We start from the raw sequence: 16,758 nt of genomic DNA on the forward strand, positions 1-16,758 counted from the left end.
ACGATGATGAGTGAGTTTTTGAGCGAAGTTTTTACCCTTTCATTTTTATTTATAGCTATTGGGTTTTACGCCATTTATAGGGCTAAAAAGGCGCAAAGCGAGCATGAGAAAAATGTGGCTAGTTATGATAAAAACTTACTAAATTTTGCCAAAATTTTAGGCGTTCAAAATCACATCGATCTAGTTAAATTTGATGAAATTTTGGCTCAAGCCTTAAAAGAAAAACTAATTTTTAAATTTAATAAATCCACCTCGCAAGAGGAATTTCTCTCTTTTATAAAAGATGAAAATTTCAAAACAAAACCCCAATTTTCGCAAAACAGTATCGATGAAGCTTTTTTAAACCTTTGCTCAAGCTCGCTAGTAGAGCCGCTTAAGCTTGCTATTTTGAAAAACGAAGATCAAATTTATGGATTTTTGTTTGAAAAAGAGCAGCTTTTTGCTCTTATTGATAGCGCTGCACTGCTTGGTGAAAATATTATAATTTGCGAATAAATCAAGTAAAATTCATCTCTTTTTAGATAGAATCAAGCCAAATTTCAACTTATAAGGTAAAAAATGGCAAAAGAAAAAGATAGTGACAAAAAGATAGCTATCCCAGAGAGCGAAGCGGACAAGAAAAAAGCGCTTGAGCTTGCGCTAAAGCAGATCGATAAAGCTTTTGGCAAAGGTACGCTTTTAAGACTTGGCGACAAAGAGGTTGAGGCGATCGAGTCGATACCGACTGGCTCGCTAGGACTTGATCTAGCTCTTGGCATAGGCGGCGTTCCAAAAGGCAGAATCATCGAGATCTACGGACCAGAGAGCTCTGGTAAGACTACTCTCACACTTCACATCATCGCTGAAGCTCAAAAAGCTGGCGGAATTTGTGCGTTCGTCGACGCAGAACACGCCCTAGACGTAAAATATGCTTCAAATTTAGGCGTAAATACTGACAATCTTTACGTCTCTCAGCCAGACTTTGGTGAGCAGGCACTTGAGATCGTTGAGACGCTTGCAAGAAGTGGCGCGATCGATCTTATCGTGGTTGATAGCGTCGCTGCTCTTACTCCAAAGAGCGAGATAGACGGCGATATGGGCGATCAGCACGTTGGCCTGCAAGCAAGGCTTATGAGTCAGGCGCTTAGAAAGCTAACTGGAATTTTAAGCAAGATGAAGACAACTGTTATCTTCATCAACCAAATTCGTATGAAGATCGGCATGATGGGATATGGCACGCCAGAGACGACAACTGGCGGTAATGCACTTAAATTTTACTCATCTGTAAGAATAGACGTAAGAAAGATAGCCACACTTAAACAAAATGACGAGCCTATCGGCAACCGCACAAAAGCAAAAGTCGTTAAAAACAAGGTCGCGCCTCCATTTAAAGTGGCTGAATTTGACATCATGTTTGGCGAGGGTGTGAGCAAAGAGGGCGAGATCATCGACTATGGCGTAAAGCTCGACATCATCGACAAATCAGGCGCATGGTTTAGCTACAAGGCCGAAAAACTAGGCCAAGGTAGAGAAAACGCCAAAGCCTACCTAAAAGAGCACCCAGAAATTTCTGACGAAATAGTAGCAGCGATAAAAGGCTCAATGGGGATTGACCACCTAATAAGCAGCGGCGCAAAAGACGAAGACGACGACACAAACGAAGCAGGAGATGAATAATGGTATTTATTGAAGATGTAGAAGCACACGAGGTTTTAGATAGTAGGGGCAACCCAACAGTCCGCGCGACAGTTAGACTAAGCGACGGCACTGAGGCAAGCGCGATCGTACCAAGCGGCGCAAGCACTGGCAAGCGTGAGGCACTCGAGCTTCGTGATAAAGACGAGAGATACGCTGGCAAAGGCGTGTTAAAGGCTGTTTCAAACGTAAATGAAAAGATCGCAGAGGCGATCATCGGCCTTGATGCCTACAACCAAAAAGCAGTCGATGAAGAGATGCTTGAGCTTGATGGCACACACAACTATTCAAATTTAGGCGCAAACGCAGTTCTTGGCGTATCTATGGCAGTAGCTCGCGCAGCTGCAAAGAGCCTAAATATCCCACTCTACCGCTACCTTGGCGGTGCAAACGCTAGCATACTGCCAGTGCCGATGTTTAACATCATAAATGGCGGCGCACACGCAAACAATAGCGTTGATTTTCAAGAATTTATGATCATGCCATTTGGCTTTAGCACATTTAGTGAGGCACTAAGAGCTGCAACTGAAATTTATCACAAGCTAAAATCTATCCTAAACGCAGCTGGACACAGCACGGCTGTTGGTGACGAGGGTGGTTTCGCTCCAAATTTAAAAGACAATGAAGAGCCACTAAAGCTCATCTCACAAGCTGTAAAAGAGGCTGGATATGAGCTTGGTAGTCAGATAAAGCTAGCGCTTGATGTAGCTTCAAGTGAGCTTTATAAAGATGGCAAATACGAGCTTGAGGGCAAGAAATTTAGCAGCAACGAGCTCATTAGCTACTATGAAAAACTTTGTGAAAAATATCCGATATTTTCTATCGAAGATGGCCTTAGTGAAGACGACTGGAGCGGCTGGGCTGAGCTTACAAAAAGGCTTGGAAGCAAAGTGCAGCTAGTAGGTGACGATCTTTTTGTCACAAATGAGAAAATTTTACGCGAAGGCATCGAGAAAAAGATCGCAAACGCTATCTTAATCAAGCCAAATCAAATAGGCTCAGTCACTCAAACTATGCAAACCGTCCGCCTTGCTCAAAGAAACGGCTACCGTTGCGTTATGAGTCACAGAAGCGGCGAGAGCGAAGATGCGTTTATCGCTGACTTTGCAGTCGCACTAAACACTGGCGAGATAAAGACAGGTGCTACTTCAAGAAGCGAGCGTAACGCAAAATACAACCGCTTACTTGAGATCGAACTTGAGGCTGGAGAGTTTTTAGGGGATAATATTTGAGCGAAATTTTAGACGAATATGGCAACACTGATGGCATATTTCATAAAATTTTAAAATACATTAGACCAACATTACGCTATGTCATAGCCACCATTTGTGTGGCTATGTTCGCTTTTTATGTAGGCAATATGATGTTTGGCAAACGCTCACTTGATGTTATGCTAAGCCTTCAAAGTAAAAAAGAGAGGCTTAGCGAAGACGTGGAAATTTTAAAAAAAATGAATGCACGTCTGCAAAAAGATTATTTTGAATTACAAGGCCTTGAGCCAGACTTTAATAAAAAGTAGGAATGATGAAAAAATTTTGGTTAGTTTTATCTATATTTGCAGCAAGCGTCTTTGCTAGAGAGAACCCATTTATACCTATTAGCGAGCTAAATACAAGCGTTATGACAACAAATATCATAGAAAAATTTGATAGATTTGATTCTCTTTCGTTTAAATTTCCAAGCGATGCGGCACTTTTACTAGATGTCACCATAAGATATAGAGCAAATGACGGTACTATAAAGGAAAAAAGACTAGCTGATATAAATAAAACTATCGATTACAGCGATGAATTTGCTTTAAATAAGGTAAAAAATCCAGAACCAGTCGTGGCAAAAAAGCTAGATGTTTCAGTCACAATGGCAAATATGCCTAGCCAAAAAGTAAGCACTCCTGTGATAATAGAAAAAAATGAAACTAAAATTTCAAATAAAGATAGAAATAAAACCTCAGATATGCCAACTCCAAATGTTGTAGTGATCGATCTTAGCACAGATAAAGCAAAAGAAACTAACATAAAGCCTGAACAAAAGGTAGTCGAGATAAAGATTGAGCCTAGCACAAAGCCAGTTGATAGTGTAAAAAATGGAAAAGATGTTAAATTTCTAGGTTTTATAAGCTTTCAAGCCAACGACAAAGAGCTAAAAATCGCTACAAAAGCTAAAAATTTAAAGCATTTTACTTATGAGAAAAATAAGATTGTTCTTGACTTTGCAAGGCCGCCAAGAAGCTTTAAAACTAAGAGCTTAAAACTTGAAAATGAAAATTTTAAGAATGTGATCATAGGCTGGCACGATAAATATTTCAGAGTGGTTTTAGAGCTTGATAAGATGCATAAATATAAGCTTGAAGCCGCTGAAAATGGATATTTACTTAAGCTTTTATAGTTGAATTTTAAAAAGAGTAGATTTTATAAAATTTCAAATATAATACTTTTCAAAATAAAATTTTAAGGCTATTGGTTTGAAATATCCACTTGATTGTAAAGATAATTTTGAAAACTCATTTATTTTTTGGCTCACCCGCTACGTCAAATTTAAACTTAGCTCACTTTCGAATAAAGAGCTTAGGGATCCAAAGGCACTTGCAAGTGTGAATTACGCTCTAAGCCGCGAGGTAAAGAACATTGATCAGCTTGATGGCTTGGTAAAAGGCGCGAGAAATGCAGGACTTACTGGCATAAATACCTACTTTAACCCGCTTAAAAAAATATATGAAACGATGAAATTTTACGAGCTTAGCAGCCTAAAGCAGATCGATGAAGAGCTGTTAAGCGAAATACTAGCTAGCACGACTGGCGGGCTAAGCGATGCTAGCAAGAAAAATTACCGCATCTCAGTGATAAATTTCTTTGCGTTTTTAGACAAACAAAACGAAGAGGATGGCAAGGCCCATGTTTTTGATATAAATTTAAAAAACTGGGGCGGAGTGAGCGGCAACAAAGGGCAAAAGTTGCCCGAGTTTATGGGTGAAGATGAGGTCAAGAAATTTCTAGATGCGATCGAGCAGAGCGACTTTAAACAAAACTCAAATCGCAATAAGCTCATAATAAAAACGATAATTTTTACTGGCATTCGTGTAAGTGAGGCCCTAAACTTAAGGCGAAAAGATATCACTGAAGATGGTGATCTTTTTATCATTAGAATTTGTGGCAAAGGTAATAAATACCGCATCGTTATGATAAAGCGCCACCTAATAGAAGCTCATCTAAATGCGATTGCAATAAACTACATCAACAAAGAAGGTTATCTTTTTATAAACAAAAAAGGCACCAGGCTGACGCAAGCCTACGTAAGCCGCATAGTAGAGCAGATCCTTTTTAAGGCTGGTATTAGAAAAGAGAAAAATGGCGCTCACATGCTGCGCCACACCTTTGCCACGATGCTTTACAAAAAGCAAAAAGACCTGGTTTTAGTGCAAGAAACGCTTGGGCATGCAAGCTTAAATACCTCAAGAATTTATACCCACTTTGATAGCGACAAACTAAAACTTGCTGCAAAAGTGGCTGAGGATTTAGCGGGAGAGTAGATTTCGCTTCTTGCGCCAAAAGCTATAATAAATAAAAAGCTTTATGAGAAAACTTATACGTGATTTATAAATTTAGATAAGTCCACCTAGTAGTGAGATTTGTTGGGATTTAAAAACGTCTTTCATATAAATACAATAAAAAATGATGGCAAAATTTAAGAACAAATAGTAACTAAGAAATAAAAAATTTAAAGCTCTAGTTGATATTTGAGATTAATAAAACCCTTTAAATTTATATCCCAAACCAACAATAGCCATTTTTATAAATCGATCATCAGATTTAAGGGCTAGTAAATTTTACCAGCCTGCTAAACATCAAAGTTTATTTGCTACTTTAAAGAGTCTTACAGCCTGCTCTGCTGTCATCTTTAAATTTCTAATCGCGACATCTTTTCTCATCGCTTCTTCAAGACTTACTGGCTCATTTAATATACAAAAATAGGCATCGATTCCATTTTTATGGCAATCTTTGGCGCATTTTTGCACGCTTCCAGCAAATGCGATCACTGGCTTATGATACTTTTTTGCTAGTTTTGCAACCCCAGTTGGTGTCTTGCCCATTGAGCTTTGAAAATCCATACGACCTTCACCAGTGATGACTAGATCAGCCTTTTTGATCTCATCTTCAAGTGCAATAGTCTGTGTAATGATCTCAATACCTGGGCGAAGTTTCGCTCCTAGAAATGCCACGAATGCAAAACCGAGTCCGCCAGCGGCACCAGCACCTTTTTGTGTGTGAAATTTGCTATTAGTCTTTTCTTTTACAAGAGTTGCAAAGTGTTTTAGTCCATCATCAAGCTCTTTTACCATACGGCCATTTGCACCCTTTTGAGGGGCATAAACATGAGCTGCTCCATTCATGCCATAAAGCGGATTATCTACATCGCAGGCGATTAAAAATTCGCAATCCTTTAGCTCTTTTAGCGCCTCTTCATCTGAAAACTCATAAATTTTGGCTAAATTCTCGCCTTTTCCTTCAAGTAAAGCACCATCTTTATCATAAAATTTAAAGCCAAGTGCGCTAAGCATGCCTGTACCAGCGTCATTTGTCGCACTTCCGCCGATGCCTATGATAAATTTTCTAGCACCTTTAGCAATGGCATCTTTTATCATCTGACCAAAACCAAATGTGCTAGTTTTTAGTGGATTTCTCTCATCTGGATTTATGAGTGTAAGGCCAGAAGAACTTGACATTTCAAGTATAGCAAGGTCATCTTTTAGTGCATATCTAGCTAAAATTTCAATTCCAAGTGGATTTTTAACTATCGTATCTATAAATTTCGCACCAAGTGCATCAGCCATCGCCTCTACACTACCCTCGCCACCATCTGCGATAGGCTTGACAACGACCTCACAGTCGATCTCTTCTAGTCCTTCTTTTACAGCAAGGCCCGCTTCAAGCGAGCTAAGCGAGCCTTTTAATGAATCAATCGCAACTAAAATTCTCATAAAAGCACCAAAGATAATATGTAAACGCTAATTATACCAACGATGCCCATTATAAACGTCATAGCTGTTTGTGTACGATATCCTTGTTCTGCGCTCATCTTGCTAAAATTTGTCACAACCCAGAAGTAGCTGTCATTTGCGTGAGATACACACATAGCACCTGATGCTATCGCCATGACACAAAGTGCAGCCGAAAGCTCACTCGTAAAGCTAAGTGTATGCATGAGTGAGTTATCAGCACTAAACGCGCCCATGATAGACGCTGTCGTGATGATTGCCACAGTTGAGCTTCCTTGAGCGGTTTTTAGTACAGCTGAGATAATGAATGGGAAGAAAATTCCTATCGCTTTTATGGCGGTTGCGTTTTCTTTTATGAAATTTACAAAGCCGGCCTCAGTGATGACATTACCCAAAACACCGCCAGCTGCAGTGATAAAGAGTATTGGTCCAGCGATCTTTAAAGATTCGTTCGTGATGTGGTCAAATTCTCTTATCTTTCTGGCTTCAACTAATAAAAATACGCAAAAGATCACGCCAATGGCAAGAGCAATGATAGGATTTCCTAAAAATAAAAGTATCTTTGGCAAGAGAGCCGTTTTATCAAACATGCCTTGTTTTGCCAAAACATCGACAATAGAGCCGATCGCCATAAAAATGATAGGCATGATGATAGGAGCAAGGCTCAAAAATCCACTAGGTAGCGTGCCAAATTTCTTTAAAAGCTCTTCGTAGCTAGCTGTGATAGCAGTGTCAGCATCTTTGTCGCTGATAGTCACGCTTTTGCCAACACTCTTTGAAAAGAAATAAACAGCTATCAACACAGGCACTGAAACGACTGTTCCCATGATGATAACAAGGAGTAAATTTCCGCCAAGACCAAGTGTTCCTGCAGCTGCTATTGGACCAGGAGTTGGCGGGATGAAGACGTGAGATGCGTATAGGCCGCCACTTAGAGCGACTGACATCGCGACTGGGCTTGCTGAAATTTTCTTATAAAGTGCCTCGCGAATAGAGTTTAAAACGACAAATCCACTATCACAAAATACCGGAATGCCAACAACCCAGCCCATGATGAGCATAGCAAGCTCTGGACGCTTTTGTCCGACTAGCTTTACGACCATATCAGCTAGCTTTAAAGCAGCTCCCGTTTTTTCAAGCACGGTACCGATGATCGTTCCAAAGATGATGACGATACCAATACTCTTAAATGTGCCACTAAAGCCAACACCTATCATCGCTGGGATCTTGGATAGATCGATACCTGCGACGATCGCAAGAACTAAAGATATACTCATAAGTGCCAAAAATGGATGCACTTTTAGCTTAGAGATCATAACGATCATAAGTATGATGGCTACAATAAAACAGACAATTAGTGAGATTCCGCTCATAAAAACTCCTTTGCTCTGAGATTTTGCTTAAGATTTTAGCAAAATTTGCTTGTATTTTTTCTAATATTTTTAAGTTTTTTGATTAATTAAAATTTTTTGACATATTTGAGTAAATTTATGACTATTTGCCTAAATTTAGCCATTTTATAAGCTTAAAATTTTTAGCTTATTTTAAAATAACAAAACCAAGACCAAATTTATCAGTATGCCTATTATAATCAATCAAACTCTCACCATATCCCGTAAAATACTGTAAATAGCCATAAACTCCGGTTGAGAAGATAGGAAACATATATGAAATTTCAGCAGCACCTTTATTTGTTTTATCAAAATGTAAGTTATTTCTTAGCATTAGGCTAAAAATGTGATCATTAAGGTTGTAGCTAAGTCTTACATCGCCGTGCCCGATGTATTTTAATATATCTTTATTATCACCCTTATTGCCTACTACCATCCAAGCTCTTGGCGAAATGCTAAGCTTACCAAAAACAAAATCACTTTGCACATAAGCTCTATTCCAGCTTCTTGAATTGCTACCATCTCGTCCATTTGACTCATGCAAAAGTCCAAATTTTAGATTTTTAACACCTATTTGATCCAAATATTTTGGCGAAGCAAAATTTAGAAAAATTTCTGGCTGATAGTTCGTCTCACGAAATGGCGCTGAAGTTCTTGTTATCTGCCACCAAGATGTCTGCGTGTAGGCTGCTACAAGGCTCTCTCTAAACCCAAATAGGTCATAAAATAACGGCTTTGCAAGGCTTATTTGAAACTTAGTTTCAACGCTCTTTCGCTCATCGTTTGGCACATTTTTAGCATAAGTTACCGGCAAAAGGTAGTTAAATTTATAAAGCTCGATACCAAGTGCATTTTGTAAATTTTTATCACTTTTATCTTCTCTTAAAAGATCGGCTTGCTTTAGCTTCGCCTCTCTTGGCGCTGGCTTGCTTGCTTGCAAATTTTGTATCGCGTTTTGCTCGTTTAAAGAGCTTTTGGCTAGCTCTTTATAAATTTGCATCGCAGCCTTTATGTCGCCGCTTTGCTCCAGCTCTTGTGCTCTTTTAAAATCTTCTAGCTCACTTGCCATCAAAAAACTAAGGCCAAGGCTTAAAAATAATAAAATTTTACTCATCATCTATCTTCTTTTCTTGGATTTTCTTTGCCATTTCGTATTCGTCAGGGAAATTTGCGTTAAAAAACTGCTCACTATCTTTAAAATTTACGACTTTGCATTTACAGCTTTTTCTCAAAAGTCCGATTTTATGCTCATTTTTTAAATAAAGCTCATGAGCCAAAGTGGCAAGCCTTGGACTAAAAAAACCACAAAGCGAGTGAATGTGCTCATTATCACTAGCCACAACCATATCAAATTCATTTTTAAATTTAGCAAGTTCCTCTAAGCTTTTAAGATCAAAAAATGGCATATCGGCTGGTATCACAAAAATGCTATGATCAAAATTTTTAAGAATAGAGTAAAGTGCGAGCATTGGCGAATAGTTATTGCTATTTTCATCTTTTATAAGCTTTAGTGGCGGGCTAAATTTCTCAAATTTTGAGCTTACATAAACTTCGTCAAAAACTTTGCTAAATTTCGCAACCTCATAATGAGTAAGCGTCTTAAAACCACCAAATGGCAAAAGTGTCTTATCTTGCCCCATACGCGAGCTTTTGCCACCTGCTAAAATCACGCAAGTTTGCATCTTTTCCCTTAAGAAAGTTATGAGGCTAAATTTAGCTAAAAGCGGCTTTGATCTACCAAAAATATGTGATAAAAACTTATTTTTGTTTATGCTACTTGTAAAATTTTAAGCCTGCTTTACCCTTTTCATTGTTAAAAATTCCTCGTAGCGACGATCAATAATAGCTTTGATCAAGGCATAGTTTTCTTGTGAGTTTTCTATATAAAAATAGGCGTTATCAAAGTATTTTTCACCAAATTTTTTCGAAACAAAATCCGTATAATCCTGCAAATACCAACCATACATTTTAGCAAATTTTGTCCGATCAGTCGTATAGTAAGCTTTTGCAAAGGCTTTACCAGCAGTATTTAGCTCCGCACTTCCGAGCACGCCGTCTATAGAGTCAAAAAGATACTGACGATAGTTAAAATTTTCATCCATCTGTGCTATATCGTCCGCAAAATCTACTGCAAATTCCTTTGAATAAAATTTGTGTTCCATGCACCAGCGAAAGAAAAATGCAATGTGTGTCGCACCGTTTTCATGTGGTATATCAGTCGGCGCATCTTTCGCACCCCAATGCCATTTTGCTTTGTCATATACTATATCTGACATTTTTATCCTTTTAAAATGCTCAATTTTACTAAAACCATCTTAATCGCAGTAAAAATCATGGCCATTTTATCCATTTGCTTGCTACGATTAAAAAAGATATAATGGCGCCTTTATTTAAGGAGAAGCAATGAGTGAAAAAAAATCTACAAATTTTAGGATGGATCGGTACGTGCCTATCAGTTGTTATGTACTTTTCATACATCCCACAGATAATGGGCAACCTTGACGGCAACAAGACGCCTTTTATACAGCCACTGGCAGCCGCACTAAACTGCACAATCTGGACAAGTTACGGCCTATTAAAAGCTAAAAAAGACTATCCACTTTCTGCCGCAAACTTCCCAGGTATAATCTTTGGTCTTTTAGCAACTATAACAGCGTTTTAATACACCATTTAGATATTGCGGCGATTTTACAATAAAACATTATTCGCTTCGCCGCAACAACTAATTTATAGTGTTTGCGCTATTTTAGTCAATTTTTCTTTGATTATATTACCTTTTGAATTCAGCAAAAAGGCTATTTTTGTTAGTTCATCTATTATCTCTTTTATACTTTTATTATCATCACTTGAAGTTCTAAATCTTGTTGCAGTAAGTGGGATAAATTCTTGATATATAGACATAAAATTCTTATAGTCCCCTTCCAGTTCTGGTGCGTAAAAACTGATAAGCGAGTGTAATTTACCAATTTCAAATTTTGGATTTTCTATATTTAAATTTGGATTTATTAACAAAGCTACTTTGTAATGTATTCCCCCTAAAATATCCCCAACTATAATAAACGCTTCCTCTAGCTTTTGTCGCCTGAGTTTATTTTTCTCTTTTTTTGTGTTTAGATTAGCGTACACCCATTGCGCACACATTGTTAGGACTACACCAAGTACAATTTTCAATAAGTCAGATATCAAACTATCCATATTATTTTTTATAAGTCCCTTGGATCGGCAATTTTACCTGCTATGGCTGAGGCCGCTACAACTGCTGAGTTGGCTAGATAAATTTCACTCGTTCTATCACCCATACGTCCTACGAAATTTCTATTTGTCGTCGAGATGCAGCGCTCATTTGCACCTAAAATTCCCATATATCCGCCAAGACAAGCGCCACAAGTTGGATTGCTCACAACCGCTCCTGCTTCGATGAAAATGTCGATTAAGCCTTCTTTTTCGGCAGCCCTTGCGATCTTTTGTGACGCTGGAGTGATGATAAGCCTTGTTTTGCGGGCTACTTTTTTGCCTTTTAGGATTTGCGCTGCTATGCGAAGGTCGCTTAGGCGGCCATTTGTGCATGAACCGATAAATGCTTGATCAATAGCTAAATCGTCACGAACCGCTTGTCTTACGCTCTTGCCGTTGCTTGGCAAAAATGGATATGCAATGACTGGATCAAGGTTTGTAACATCGATCTCTAAAATTTTGTCATATTTTGCGCCCTCGTCTGAGTAGAAAAATTTTGGTTTATCGCGTAAATTTTTATCTTTTAAAAACTCTTTTGTGATCTCATCAACCGCGATGATACCGCTCTTTGCGCCCGCTTCGATCGCCATGTTGCACATTGAAAATCTATCATCCATGCTAAGACCCTCTATCACCTCGCCACTAAACTCAAGCGCCTTATAAAGTGCGCCATCAACGCCTATTTGGCGGATGATCTCAAGGATAAGGTCCTTGCCGTAGACGTGCTTATCAAGCTTGCCTTTAAATATGACTTTAATGCTCTCAGGCACTTTAAACCAGTTTTTACCAGTGATCATCGCATAAGCTAGGTCGGTACTGCCCATGCCGGTGCTAAATGCTCCAAGAGCACCGTGTGTACAGGTGTGGCTATCTGCGCCGATGATGACGTCGCCTGGGATGACTAGCCCTTTTTCAGGCAAAAGTGCATGCTCAATGCCCATATCTTTTTCATCAAAATAGTTTTTAAGGTCGTGTTTGTAGGCAAATTCGCGTGAAATTTTGGCTTGATTTGCGCTTAGGATATCCTTTGTCGGGATGTAGTGATCCATAACGATGGCAAAGCCGTCCGGATTGGCTAGCTTTGTCGCACCACTTCGCTCAAACTGCTTGATCGAAATAGGCGTCGTGATATCGTTGCCTATGATCATATCGATCTTACTTTCGATGATCTCTCCAGCGCCCACCTCTTTGCCAACGTGATCTGAAAATATTTTCTCGGTGATAGTTTGTTTCATAAATTTCCTTTAAATTTTTGAGGCGATTTTAACGAAAATTGCTAAATTTAAAGAAAATTTACTAAGCCAAAAGGCCTAGTAAATTTAGAATTTAACGCTAGCTGTTAGCATAAACTGACGAGCATAGCCTGGCACGATGGCTAGGATATTTTTACTCTCTGAGTTGTAAGATGTGTAGTAAATTTTATCAGTCAAATTTTTCACATTAAGCTGAAAATTTGTCTCATAGCCTGAAATTTTAGTTGTGTAGCTTGCAAATGCGTCATAAGTCACAGCATGGGGCATCTTGTACGCGTCACCAGAATTTGAGTAGGCAAACCATGAGCCAAAGTATCTAGCCCCACCGCCTAGCCTAAAGCCCTTTAAGCCAAGGTGTGTAAAGTCGTAGTTTGCGAGCAAGCTTGCCTGGTGCTTTGGTGTGGCGTCAAATGGCTTGCCAACCTTCCAAGTGTTCTCCTCGTCTTTTAGAGTCTTTGTCTTTGTATAGGCGTAGCTGGTCCCTAAAGTAAGCCCCTTTGTTATTTTGCCGTTCGCGTCTAGCTCAAAGCCACGTGAGCGCACCTCGCCACTTGCGTAAGTGATGTTGTTTAGGCTATAGGCTACGTTTTTCTTTTTGATATCAAAAATAGCTGCGGTAGCTGTAATGCTATCGTTTTGAAATTTGCTTCCAAACTCGATAGAATTGCCCTCTTCAGGATCTAGCGAGCCAAGATCGTCATTCATAGATATTTGCGGCTTAAAGCTTTGAGCGTAGTTTGCATATACCGACCACTCTTTGTTTAGTAGATAGACTAGGCCAGTTTGATATATCAGCTTGCCATCGTGGCTGTCGGTGGCTGTTTTAAATGGCTCGCCCTTGCCACCAAGCTGATCGTAGTACTCATATCTTAAGCCAAGAGCGTAGATCAAATTTTCAGTTAAATTTATATTATCTTGCACGTATGTGCCGATGCTGCGTATCCTTTGGTATTGTTTGTCGTTTTGATTTGGCGTTTTTACTAAAGAGGCGGTGCCAAAGGCTAGGTTGTATAAATTTACGTTATTTACTCCGCCTTGACTTCTATAAGAATTTGCCCTGCGGCGAAGCTCCTCTTTTAGATCCACGCCTGTTATTAGGTTGTGCGAGATGGGGCCGGTCTCAACTATACCGTTTAAATTTACCCCACCAGCGTGAGTTCTGTGTTCAAAATCGCGATAGTAGGAATTCTCTCTAGTGACTAAGCCGGTTGCTGGAGCAAAATTTCTAACCCTCATTTGTCCGTACTCGTGCATCGATCTTGTAAAGGCGTAGTTTGCTTTTAAAAGCCAATTTTCGCTCAAATTTTTCTCAAAACCGACATCAAACGTGTGAATTTCGCCCTTTATCTCGTTAAATTTCTCATCGAGCCTCTTTTTTGGATCACTTAGTAGAAATTTCCCGTCCCAGTTTTTATATGCGGCAGTTTTGTTTGTCACCATGTAGCTACCGCGGTCAAGCGGATCGGTGTAGCGTCCGTATGAGTAGGTAGCGTCGATACGGTAGTCATCGCCTTTGTAGCTGAGGCTTGGGGCTACAAGCACGGATTTAAATTTACCATACTCTCGCCAGTAGTGTTTTCCGCCTTGATCGAAAATAAATCTATACGCAAAGCCGCTTTCTCCGATAGGTCCGGTGCTATCAAAGCCATAGTTATAGTAGTGGTTGTTGCCAGCGCCAGCGTAAATCTCATTGCTAAAGTCATAAAGCGGTTTTTTGGTGACTAGATTCATGATGCCACCAGGGTCTTGCACGCCGTAAAGCAAACTAGCTGGTCCTTTTAGCACCTCTACTGTTTGTACGGTTGCATTAAAACTATGTCTAACGCCAGCTGGAGTACCATTTCTCATGATCGACCCATCTCTGTTTTTGCCAAATCCACGCTTTAAAACCGCATCAAATATCCCTCCAGTCGAGTTTGCGTAGCTAATGCCGCTCACGTTTTGAAGACTCTCGGCTAGAGTTTCTGGCTTTTTATCTTTTAGCTGCTGGTAGGTTACGACGTTTACCGTCTGTGGGATCTCTAAGATAGGCGTATTTGTTTTACCAACCTCACTCGTTGTGGCTCTATATCCATCGTCTGCGCTATCTTCAACGCTAATCCCATCCAAGCTTACATCAGTAGCATTTAAAGCAGAAATGGCAAAACAAAGCACCGCACTAATGCGAAATTTATTCATTTATCATCCCTTAAAGAAAATTTAATATTATAAAAATAGTTATCATTATATAAAAATATATTTTAAATTTTTATGAAAAAATTTACGAAAAATTTATATTTTAATAACTTTACAAACAAAATATTTGTAAAAATTAAACATGGATCAGAAAACAGATTTTTACTATTCTTGTCATAGCTAGCGATAATACTTTTATTAAAACATTTTTGCAACATTTCTGATATAATCCCTACATGAAGTACGCACATTTAGTTCAAATAGCAGGTTATTTATCAAATTTTACAAAGATAAACCAAGCAAAACGCATTAATGATATGGCTATTTTGATCGAATTTAATGGCAAGAAGATTATCTTTGATCTAAACAAATCAAACTCCGCTATCTACAAAGATGACGAACTAAAAGAAGCAAAAATCTATCAAGCACCATTTGATAATGTCCTAAAAAAGCGCTTTAATGCCTCGCATATAAAAAGCGTTGAATGCTTAAAAGATAATAGAATTTTAAAATTTATCTGCACGCAAAGTGGCTCATATAAAAGTGAAAATTTTATCCTATATCTTGAATTTACTGGCCGCTTTACAAATGCTGTGATCACTGACGAAAACAACGTGATAATCGAGACACTAAGACATATAGATAATAGCTACCGTAAAATAGAAACTGGAGAAATTTTAAAAGAGCTACCAGCCATCGAGATAAAAGAAAAGCCGTGTGAGCAAATAACGGACTTTGACGAGTTTTTTAAAAGCGAAGCGGCTAGAGTAAATGAGTCCAGGATAGCTAGCTTAAAAGAGGCGAAGCTTGCAAGTGTGCAAAAAAAGATAGATAGCATGAGCGAAATTTTAAACTCACTTGAAGACAAAGATGAGCTGATGAGAAAGAGTGAGGAATCTGCGAATTTAGGATCGCTTTTGCTTGCAAATTTGGGAAATTTTAAGGGTTATGAGAGAGAAATTTGCCTGAAAGATTTTGATGACAATGAGATAAAACTAACTCTTAGCGATACCCCAAAAAACAGCGCAAATGAATTTTACACAAGATCAAAAAAATTTCGTACAAAAGCCATTGGCGTGGAGATAGAAAAGAAAAATTTAAAAGAAAAAATCGAGTTTTTTGAAGGATTAAAATCCCTCTTAAAAGAAGCGAACAGTCTTTATGAGCTTGAAATTTTAAGTCCAAAAAACAAGGCAAAACAAAGAGAACGCCACGTAAAAGATGTGAGTGAAAATGCTGAAATTTTTTACGTTAGAGAATTTAAAATACTAGTTGGTAGAAATGAAAAAGGTAATATAAATTTGCTTGATCTTGCTAAAAAAGATGACATCTGGCTTCATCTAAAAGACGCCCCGAGCGCCCATGTCATCATCAAGACAAACAAGAGTAGGGTGCCTGAAGATGTGCTAGAAATGGCAGCTAAATTCTGCGTAGAATTTAGCGTAAAGGGAGCTGGCAGGTACGAGATAGACTATACCAAACGTGAAAATTTAAGGCGCGAAAATGGTGCAAATGTCACTTATACGAAGTATAAAACTATCATCATAAATAAAGGCTAAAAGATGGCTGTAACACCTTTAGGAAATAGTAACTTTATAAATCAAAATGCCCCAGTGGTATCTCAAGTGCATGCAAATCAACAAGCCAGATTTGATATGCAGTCTTTGATGGCAGCTGAGCTTGCCTCGCAACAAAGTGAAGAGATAAAAGAGGTGCGTCCGATGGAAGAGTCTTATAAAATAGACCCCGAAAAGGAGCATGAACGCCAAAAAAATGAAGAAGAGGCAAGTGAGTTTGAGAGTGAAAAACAAAATTCAAGAGATAGTGACGAGGAAAATTTGGACGATATAGTAGATAGTGAGGAAATAGCGCCTAGCGAACATCATATGCTTGACATAACTATTTGATACTTGAAATGCCCCAGTCCTACAAATGCTACATCTCAAGTCAGTGATACCCTCCCCAACACCTAACCCTCCTTCAAATTTTTAACGCAGTAAATGATAAAGAAAAACTTTTTAAAATTCACTCTGACTCA

Annotated in this window: 17 protein-coding genes; 9 read left to right on the forward strand and 8 right to left on the reverse strand. The window is 38.7% G+C overall.

What is annotated here, in order from left to right; all coding sequences use genetic code 11:
* The first annotated feature begins 6 nt into the window (after positions 1 to 6).
* The 6 genes from B9N62_RS02525 (at position 7) to B9N62_RS02550 (ending at position 5,200) form a co-directional block, all read left to right on the forward strand.
* Positions 7 to 495 carry an addiction module antitoxin gene (locus B9N62_RS02525; protein WP_087584233.1) on the forward strand — a complete coding sequence of 163 codons (489 nt, stop codon included), beginning with the start codon at positions 7 to 9 and terminating at the stop codon, positions 493 to 495.
* 63 nt (positions 496 to 558) lie between these two features.
* Positions 559 to 1,656 (forward strand): recombinase RecA, encoded by a 1,098-nt coding sequence (recA, locus tag B9N62_RS02530; RefSeq protein WP_002940852.1) that lies wholly within the window; start codon positions 559 to 561, stop codon positions 1,654 to 1,656.
* Positions 1,656 to 2,906, forward strand: coding sequence for a phosphopyruvate hydratase (gene eno, locus B9N62_RS02535; protein WP_087584234.1), 1,251 nt, complete (start codon positions 1,656 to 1,658; stop codon positions 2,904 to 2,906). The genes recA and eno overlap by 1 nt, the downstream gene beginning before the upstream one ends.
* Positions 2,907 to 3,010: 104 nt before the next feature.
* On the forward strand, positions 3,011 to 3,193 hold the full coding sequence (locus B9N62_RS10945) for a hypothetical protein (RefSeq protein ID WP_180378667.1): 183 nt from the start codon (positions 3,011 to 3,013) through the stop codon (positions 3,191 to 3,193).
* A 5-nt stretch (positions 3,194 to 3,198) separates the two neighbouring features.
* A complete protein-coding gene (locus B9N62_RS02545) occupies positions 3,199 to 4,059 on the forward strand; it encodes an AMIN domain-containing protein (protein ID WP_087584235.1) in 861 nt (286 codons plus the stop codon).
* Between the two features lie 76 nt (positions 4,060 to 4,135).
* Positions 4,136 to 5,200 (forward strand): tyrosine-type recombinase/integrase, encoded by a 1,065-nt coding sequence (locus tag B9N62_RS02550; protein ID WP_087584236.1) that lies wholly within the window; start codon positions 4,136 to 4,138, stop codon positions 5,198 to 5,200.
* Positions 5,201 to 5,515: 315 nt separating this feature from the next.
* Here the strand turns inward: B9N62_RS02550 and B9N62_RS02555 are convergent, their stop codons facing one another.
* From B9N62_RS02555 to B9N62_RS02575, 5 genes are all read right to left on the reverse strand, one after another.
* The gene (locus B9N62_RS02555) at positions 5,516 to 6,649 is read right to left on the reverse strand and encodes a glycerate kinase family protein (RefSeq protein WP_087584237.1); all 1,134 of its coding nucleotides are present in this window, start codon (positions 6,647 to 6,649) and stop codon (positions 5,516 to 5,518) included.
* Complete coding sequence (locus tag B9N62_RS02560) at positions 6,646 to 8,040, reverse strand: GntP family permease (protein ID WP_087584238.1); 1,395 nt, start codon at positions 8,038 to 8,040, stop codon at positions 6,646 to 6,648. The genes B9N62_RS02555 and B9N62_RS02560 overlap by 4 nt, the downstream gene beginning before the upstream one ends.
* A 166-nt stretch (positions 8,041 to 8,206) precedes the next feature.
* Positions 8,207 to 9,175, reverse strand: coding sequence for a phospholipase A (locus B9N62_RS02565; protein WP_374188099.1), 969 nt, complete (start codon positions 9,173 to 9,175; stop codon positions 8,207 to 8,209).
* Positions 9,165 to 9,740 carry a molybdenum cofactor guanylyltransferase gene (locus B9N62_RS02570; RefSeq protein ID WP_087584239.1) on the reverse strand — a complete coding sequence of 192 codons (576 nt, stop codon included), beginning with the start codon at positions 9,738 to 9,740 and terminating at the stop codon, positions 9,165 to 9,167. The genes B9N62_RS02565 and B9N62_RS02570 overlap by 11 nt, the downstream gene beginning before the upstream one ends.
* 105 nt (positions 9,741 to 9,845) lie before the next feature.
* Positions 9,846 to 10,334 (reverse strand): DUF7832 domain-containing protein, encoded by a 489-nt coding sequence (locus tag B9N62_RS02575; protein WP_087584240.1) that lies wholly within the window; start codon positions 10,332 to 10,334, stop codon positions 9,846 to 9,848.
* Between the two features lie 131 nt (positions 10,335 to 10,465).
* Here B9N62_RS02575 and B9N62_RS02580 point away from each other — a divergent pair, with 131 nt between their 5' ends.
* Positions 10,466 to 10,720, forward strand: a complete 255-nt coding sequence (locus B9N62_RS02580; protein WP_087584241.1) for a SemiSWEET family transporter — start codon at positions 10,466 to 10,468, stop codon at positions 10,718 to 10,720.
* A 65-nt stretch (positions 10,721 to 10,785) separates the two neighbouring features.
* Here the strand turns inward: B9N62_RS02580 and B9N62_RS02585 are convergent, their stop codons facing one another.
* The 3 genes from B9N62_RS02585 to B9N62_RS02595 form a co-directional block, all read right to left on the reverse strand.
* Positions 10,786 to 11,253 (reverse strand): hypothetical protein, encoded by a 468-nt coding sequence (locus tag B9N62_RS02585; RefSeq protein ID WP_087584242.1) that lies wholly within the window; start codon positions 11,251 to 11,253, stop codon positions 10,786 to 10,788.
* 8 nt (positions 11,254 to 11,261) lie between these two features.
* Complete coding sequence (leuC, locus tag B9N62_RS02590) at positions 11,262 to 12,527, reverse strand: 3-isopropylmalate dehydratase large subunit (RefSeq protein WP_087584243.1); 1,266 nt, start codon at positions 12,525 to 12,527, stop codon at positions 11,262 to 11,264.
* Positions 12,528 to 12,611: 84 nt separating this feature from the next.
* Positions 12,612 to 14,723 carry a TonB-dependent siderophore receptor gene (locus B9N62_RS02595; RefSeq protein ID WP_087584244.1) on the reverse strand — a complete coding sequence of 704 codons (2,112 nt, stop codon included), beginning with the start codon at positions 14,721 to 14,723 and terminating at the stop codon, positions 12,612 to 12,614.
* A 233-nt stretch (positions 14,724 to 14,956) separates the two neighbouring features.
* On the opposite strand from B9N62_RS02595, the gene B9N62_RS02600 reads away from it, so the two are divergent.
* Together B9N62_RS02600 and B9N62_RS02605 are read left to right on the forward strand one after the other, a co-directional pair.
* On the forward strand, positions 14,957 to 16,279 hold the full coding sequence (locus B9N62_RS02600) for an NFACT RNA binding domain-containing protein (protein WP_087584245.1): 1,323 nt from the start codon (positions 14,957 to 14,959) through the stop codon (positions 16,277 to 16,279).
* Positions 16,280 to 16,282: 3 nt separating this feature from the next.
* Entirely contained in the window at positions 16,283 to 16,627 is a 345-nt protein-coding gene (locus B9N62_RS02605; RefSeq protein WP_087584246.1) for a hypothetical protein, read from the forward strand.
* Positions 16,628 to 16,758 lie beyond the last annotated feature (131 nt).

The sequence above is a fragment of the Campylobacter concisus genome (genome assembly GCF_002165785.1).
Classification (GTDB): domain Bacteria; phylum Campylobacterota; class Campylobacteria; order Campylobacterales; family Campylobacteraceae; genus Campylobacter_A; species Campylobacter_A concisus_W.

What these genes read in the sequence shown, in the direction of transcription:
- B9N62_RS02525 (WP_087584233.1), top strand. Translation starts at nt 7, where the DNA reads ATGAGTGAGTTTTTGAGCGAAGTTTTTACCCTTTCATTTTTATTTATA.
- recA (WP_002940852.1), top strand. Translation starts at nt 559, where the DNA reads ATGGCAAAAGAAAAAGATAGTGACAAAAAGATAGCTATCCCAGAGAGC.
- eno (WP_087584234.1), top strand. Translation starts at nt 1,656, where the DNA reads ATGGTATTTATTGAAGATGTAGAAGCACACGAGGTTTTAGATAGTAGG.
- B9N62_RS10945 (WP_180378667.1), top strand. Translation starts at nt 3,011, where the DNA reads ATGTTCGCTTTTTATGTAGGCAATATGATGTTTGGCAAACGCTCACTT.
- B9N62_RS02545 (WP_087584235.1), top strand. Translation starts at nt 3,199, where the DNA reads ATGAAAAAATTTTGGTTAGTTTTATCTATATTTGCAGCAAGCGTCTTT.
- B9N62_RS02555 (WP_087584237.1), bottom strand. Translation starts at nt 6,649, where the DNA reads ATGAGAATTTTAGTTGCGATTGATTCATTAAAAGGCTCGCTTAGCTCG.
- B9N62_RS02560 (WP_087584238.1), bottom strand. Translation starts at nt 8,040, where the DNA reads ATGAGCGGAATCTCACTAATTGTCTGTTTTATTGTAGCCATCATACTT.
- B9N62_RS02565 (WP_374188099.1), bottom strand. Translation starts at nt 9,175, where the DNA reads ATGATGAGTAAAATTTTATTATTTTTAAGCCTTGGCCTTAGTTTTTTG.
- B9N62_RS02570 (WP_087584239.1), bottom strand. Translation starts at nt 9,740, where the DNA reads ATGCAAACTTGCGTGATTTTAGCAGGTGGCAAAAGCTCGCGTATGGGG.
- B9N62_RS02575 (WP_087584240.1), bottom strand. Translation starts at nt 10,334, where the DNA reads ATGTCAGATATAGTATATGACAAAGCAAAATGGCATTGGGGTGCGAAA.
- B9N62_RS02585 (WP_087584242.1), bottom strand. Translation starts at nt 11,253, where the DNA reads ATGGATAGTTTGATATCTGACTTATTGAAAATTGTACTTGGTGTAGTC.
- leuC (WP_087584243.1), bottom strand. Translation starts at nt 12,527, where the DNA reads ATGAAACAAACTATCACCGAGAAAATATTTTCAGATCACGTTGGCAAA.
- B9N62_RS02595 (WP_087584244.1), bottom strand. Translation starts at nt 14,723, where the DNA reads ATGAATAAATTTCGCATTAGTGCGGTGCTTTGTTTTGCCATTTCTGCT.
- B9N62_RS02600 (WP_087584245.1), top strand. Translation starts at nt 14,957, where the DNA reads ATGAAGTACGCACATTTAGTTCAAATAGCAGGTTATTTATCAAATTTT.
- B9N62_RS02605 (WP_087584246.1), top strand. Translation starts at nt 16,283, where the DNA reads ATGGCTGTAACACCTTTAGGAAATAGTAACTTTATAAATCAAAATGCC.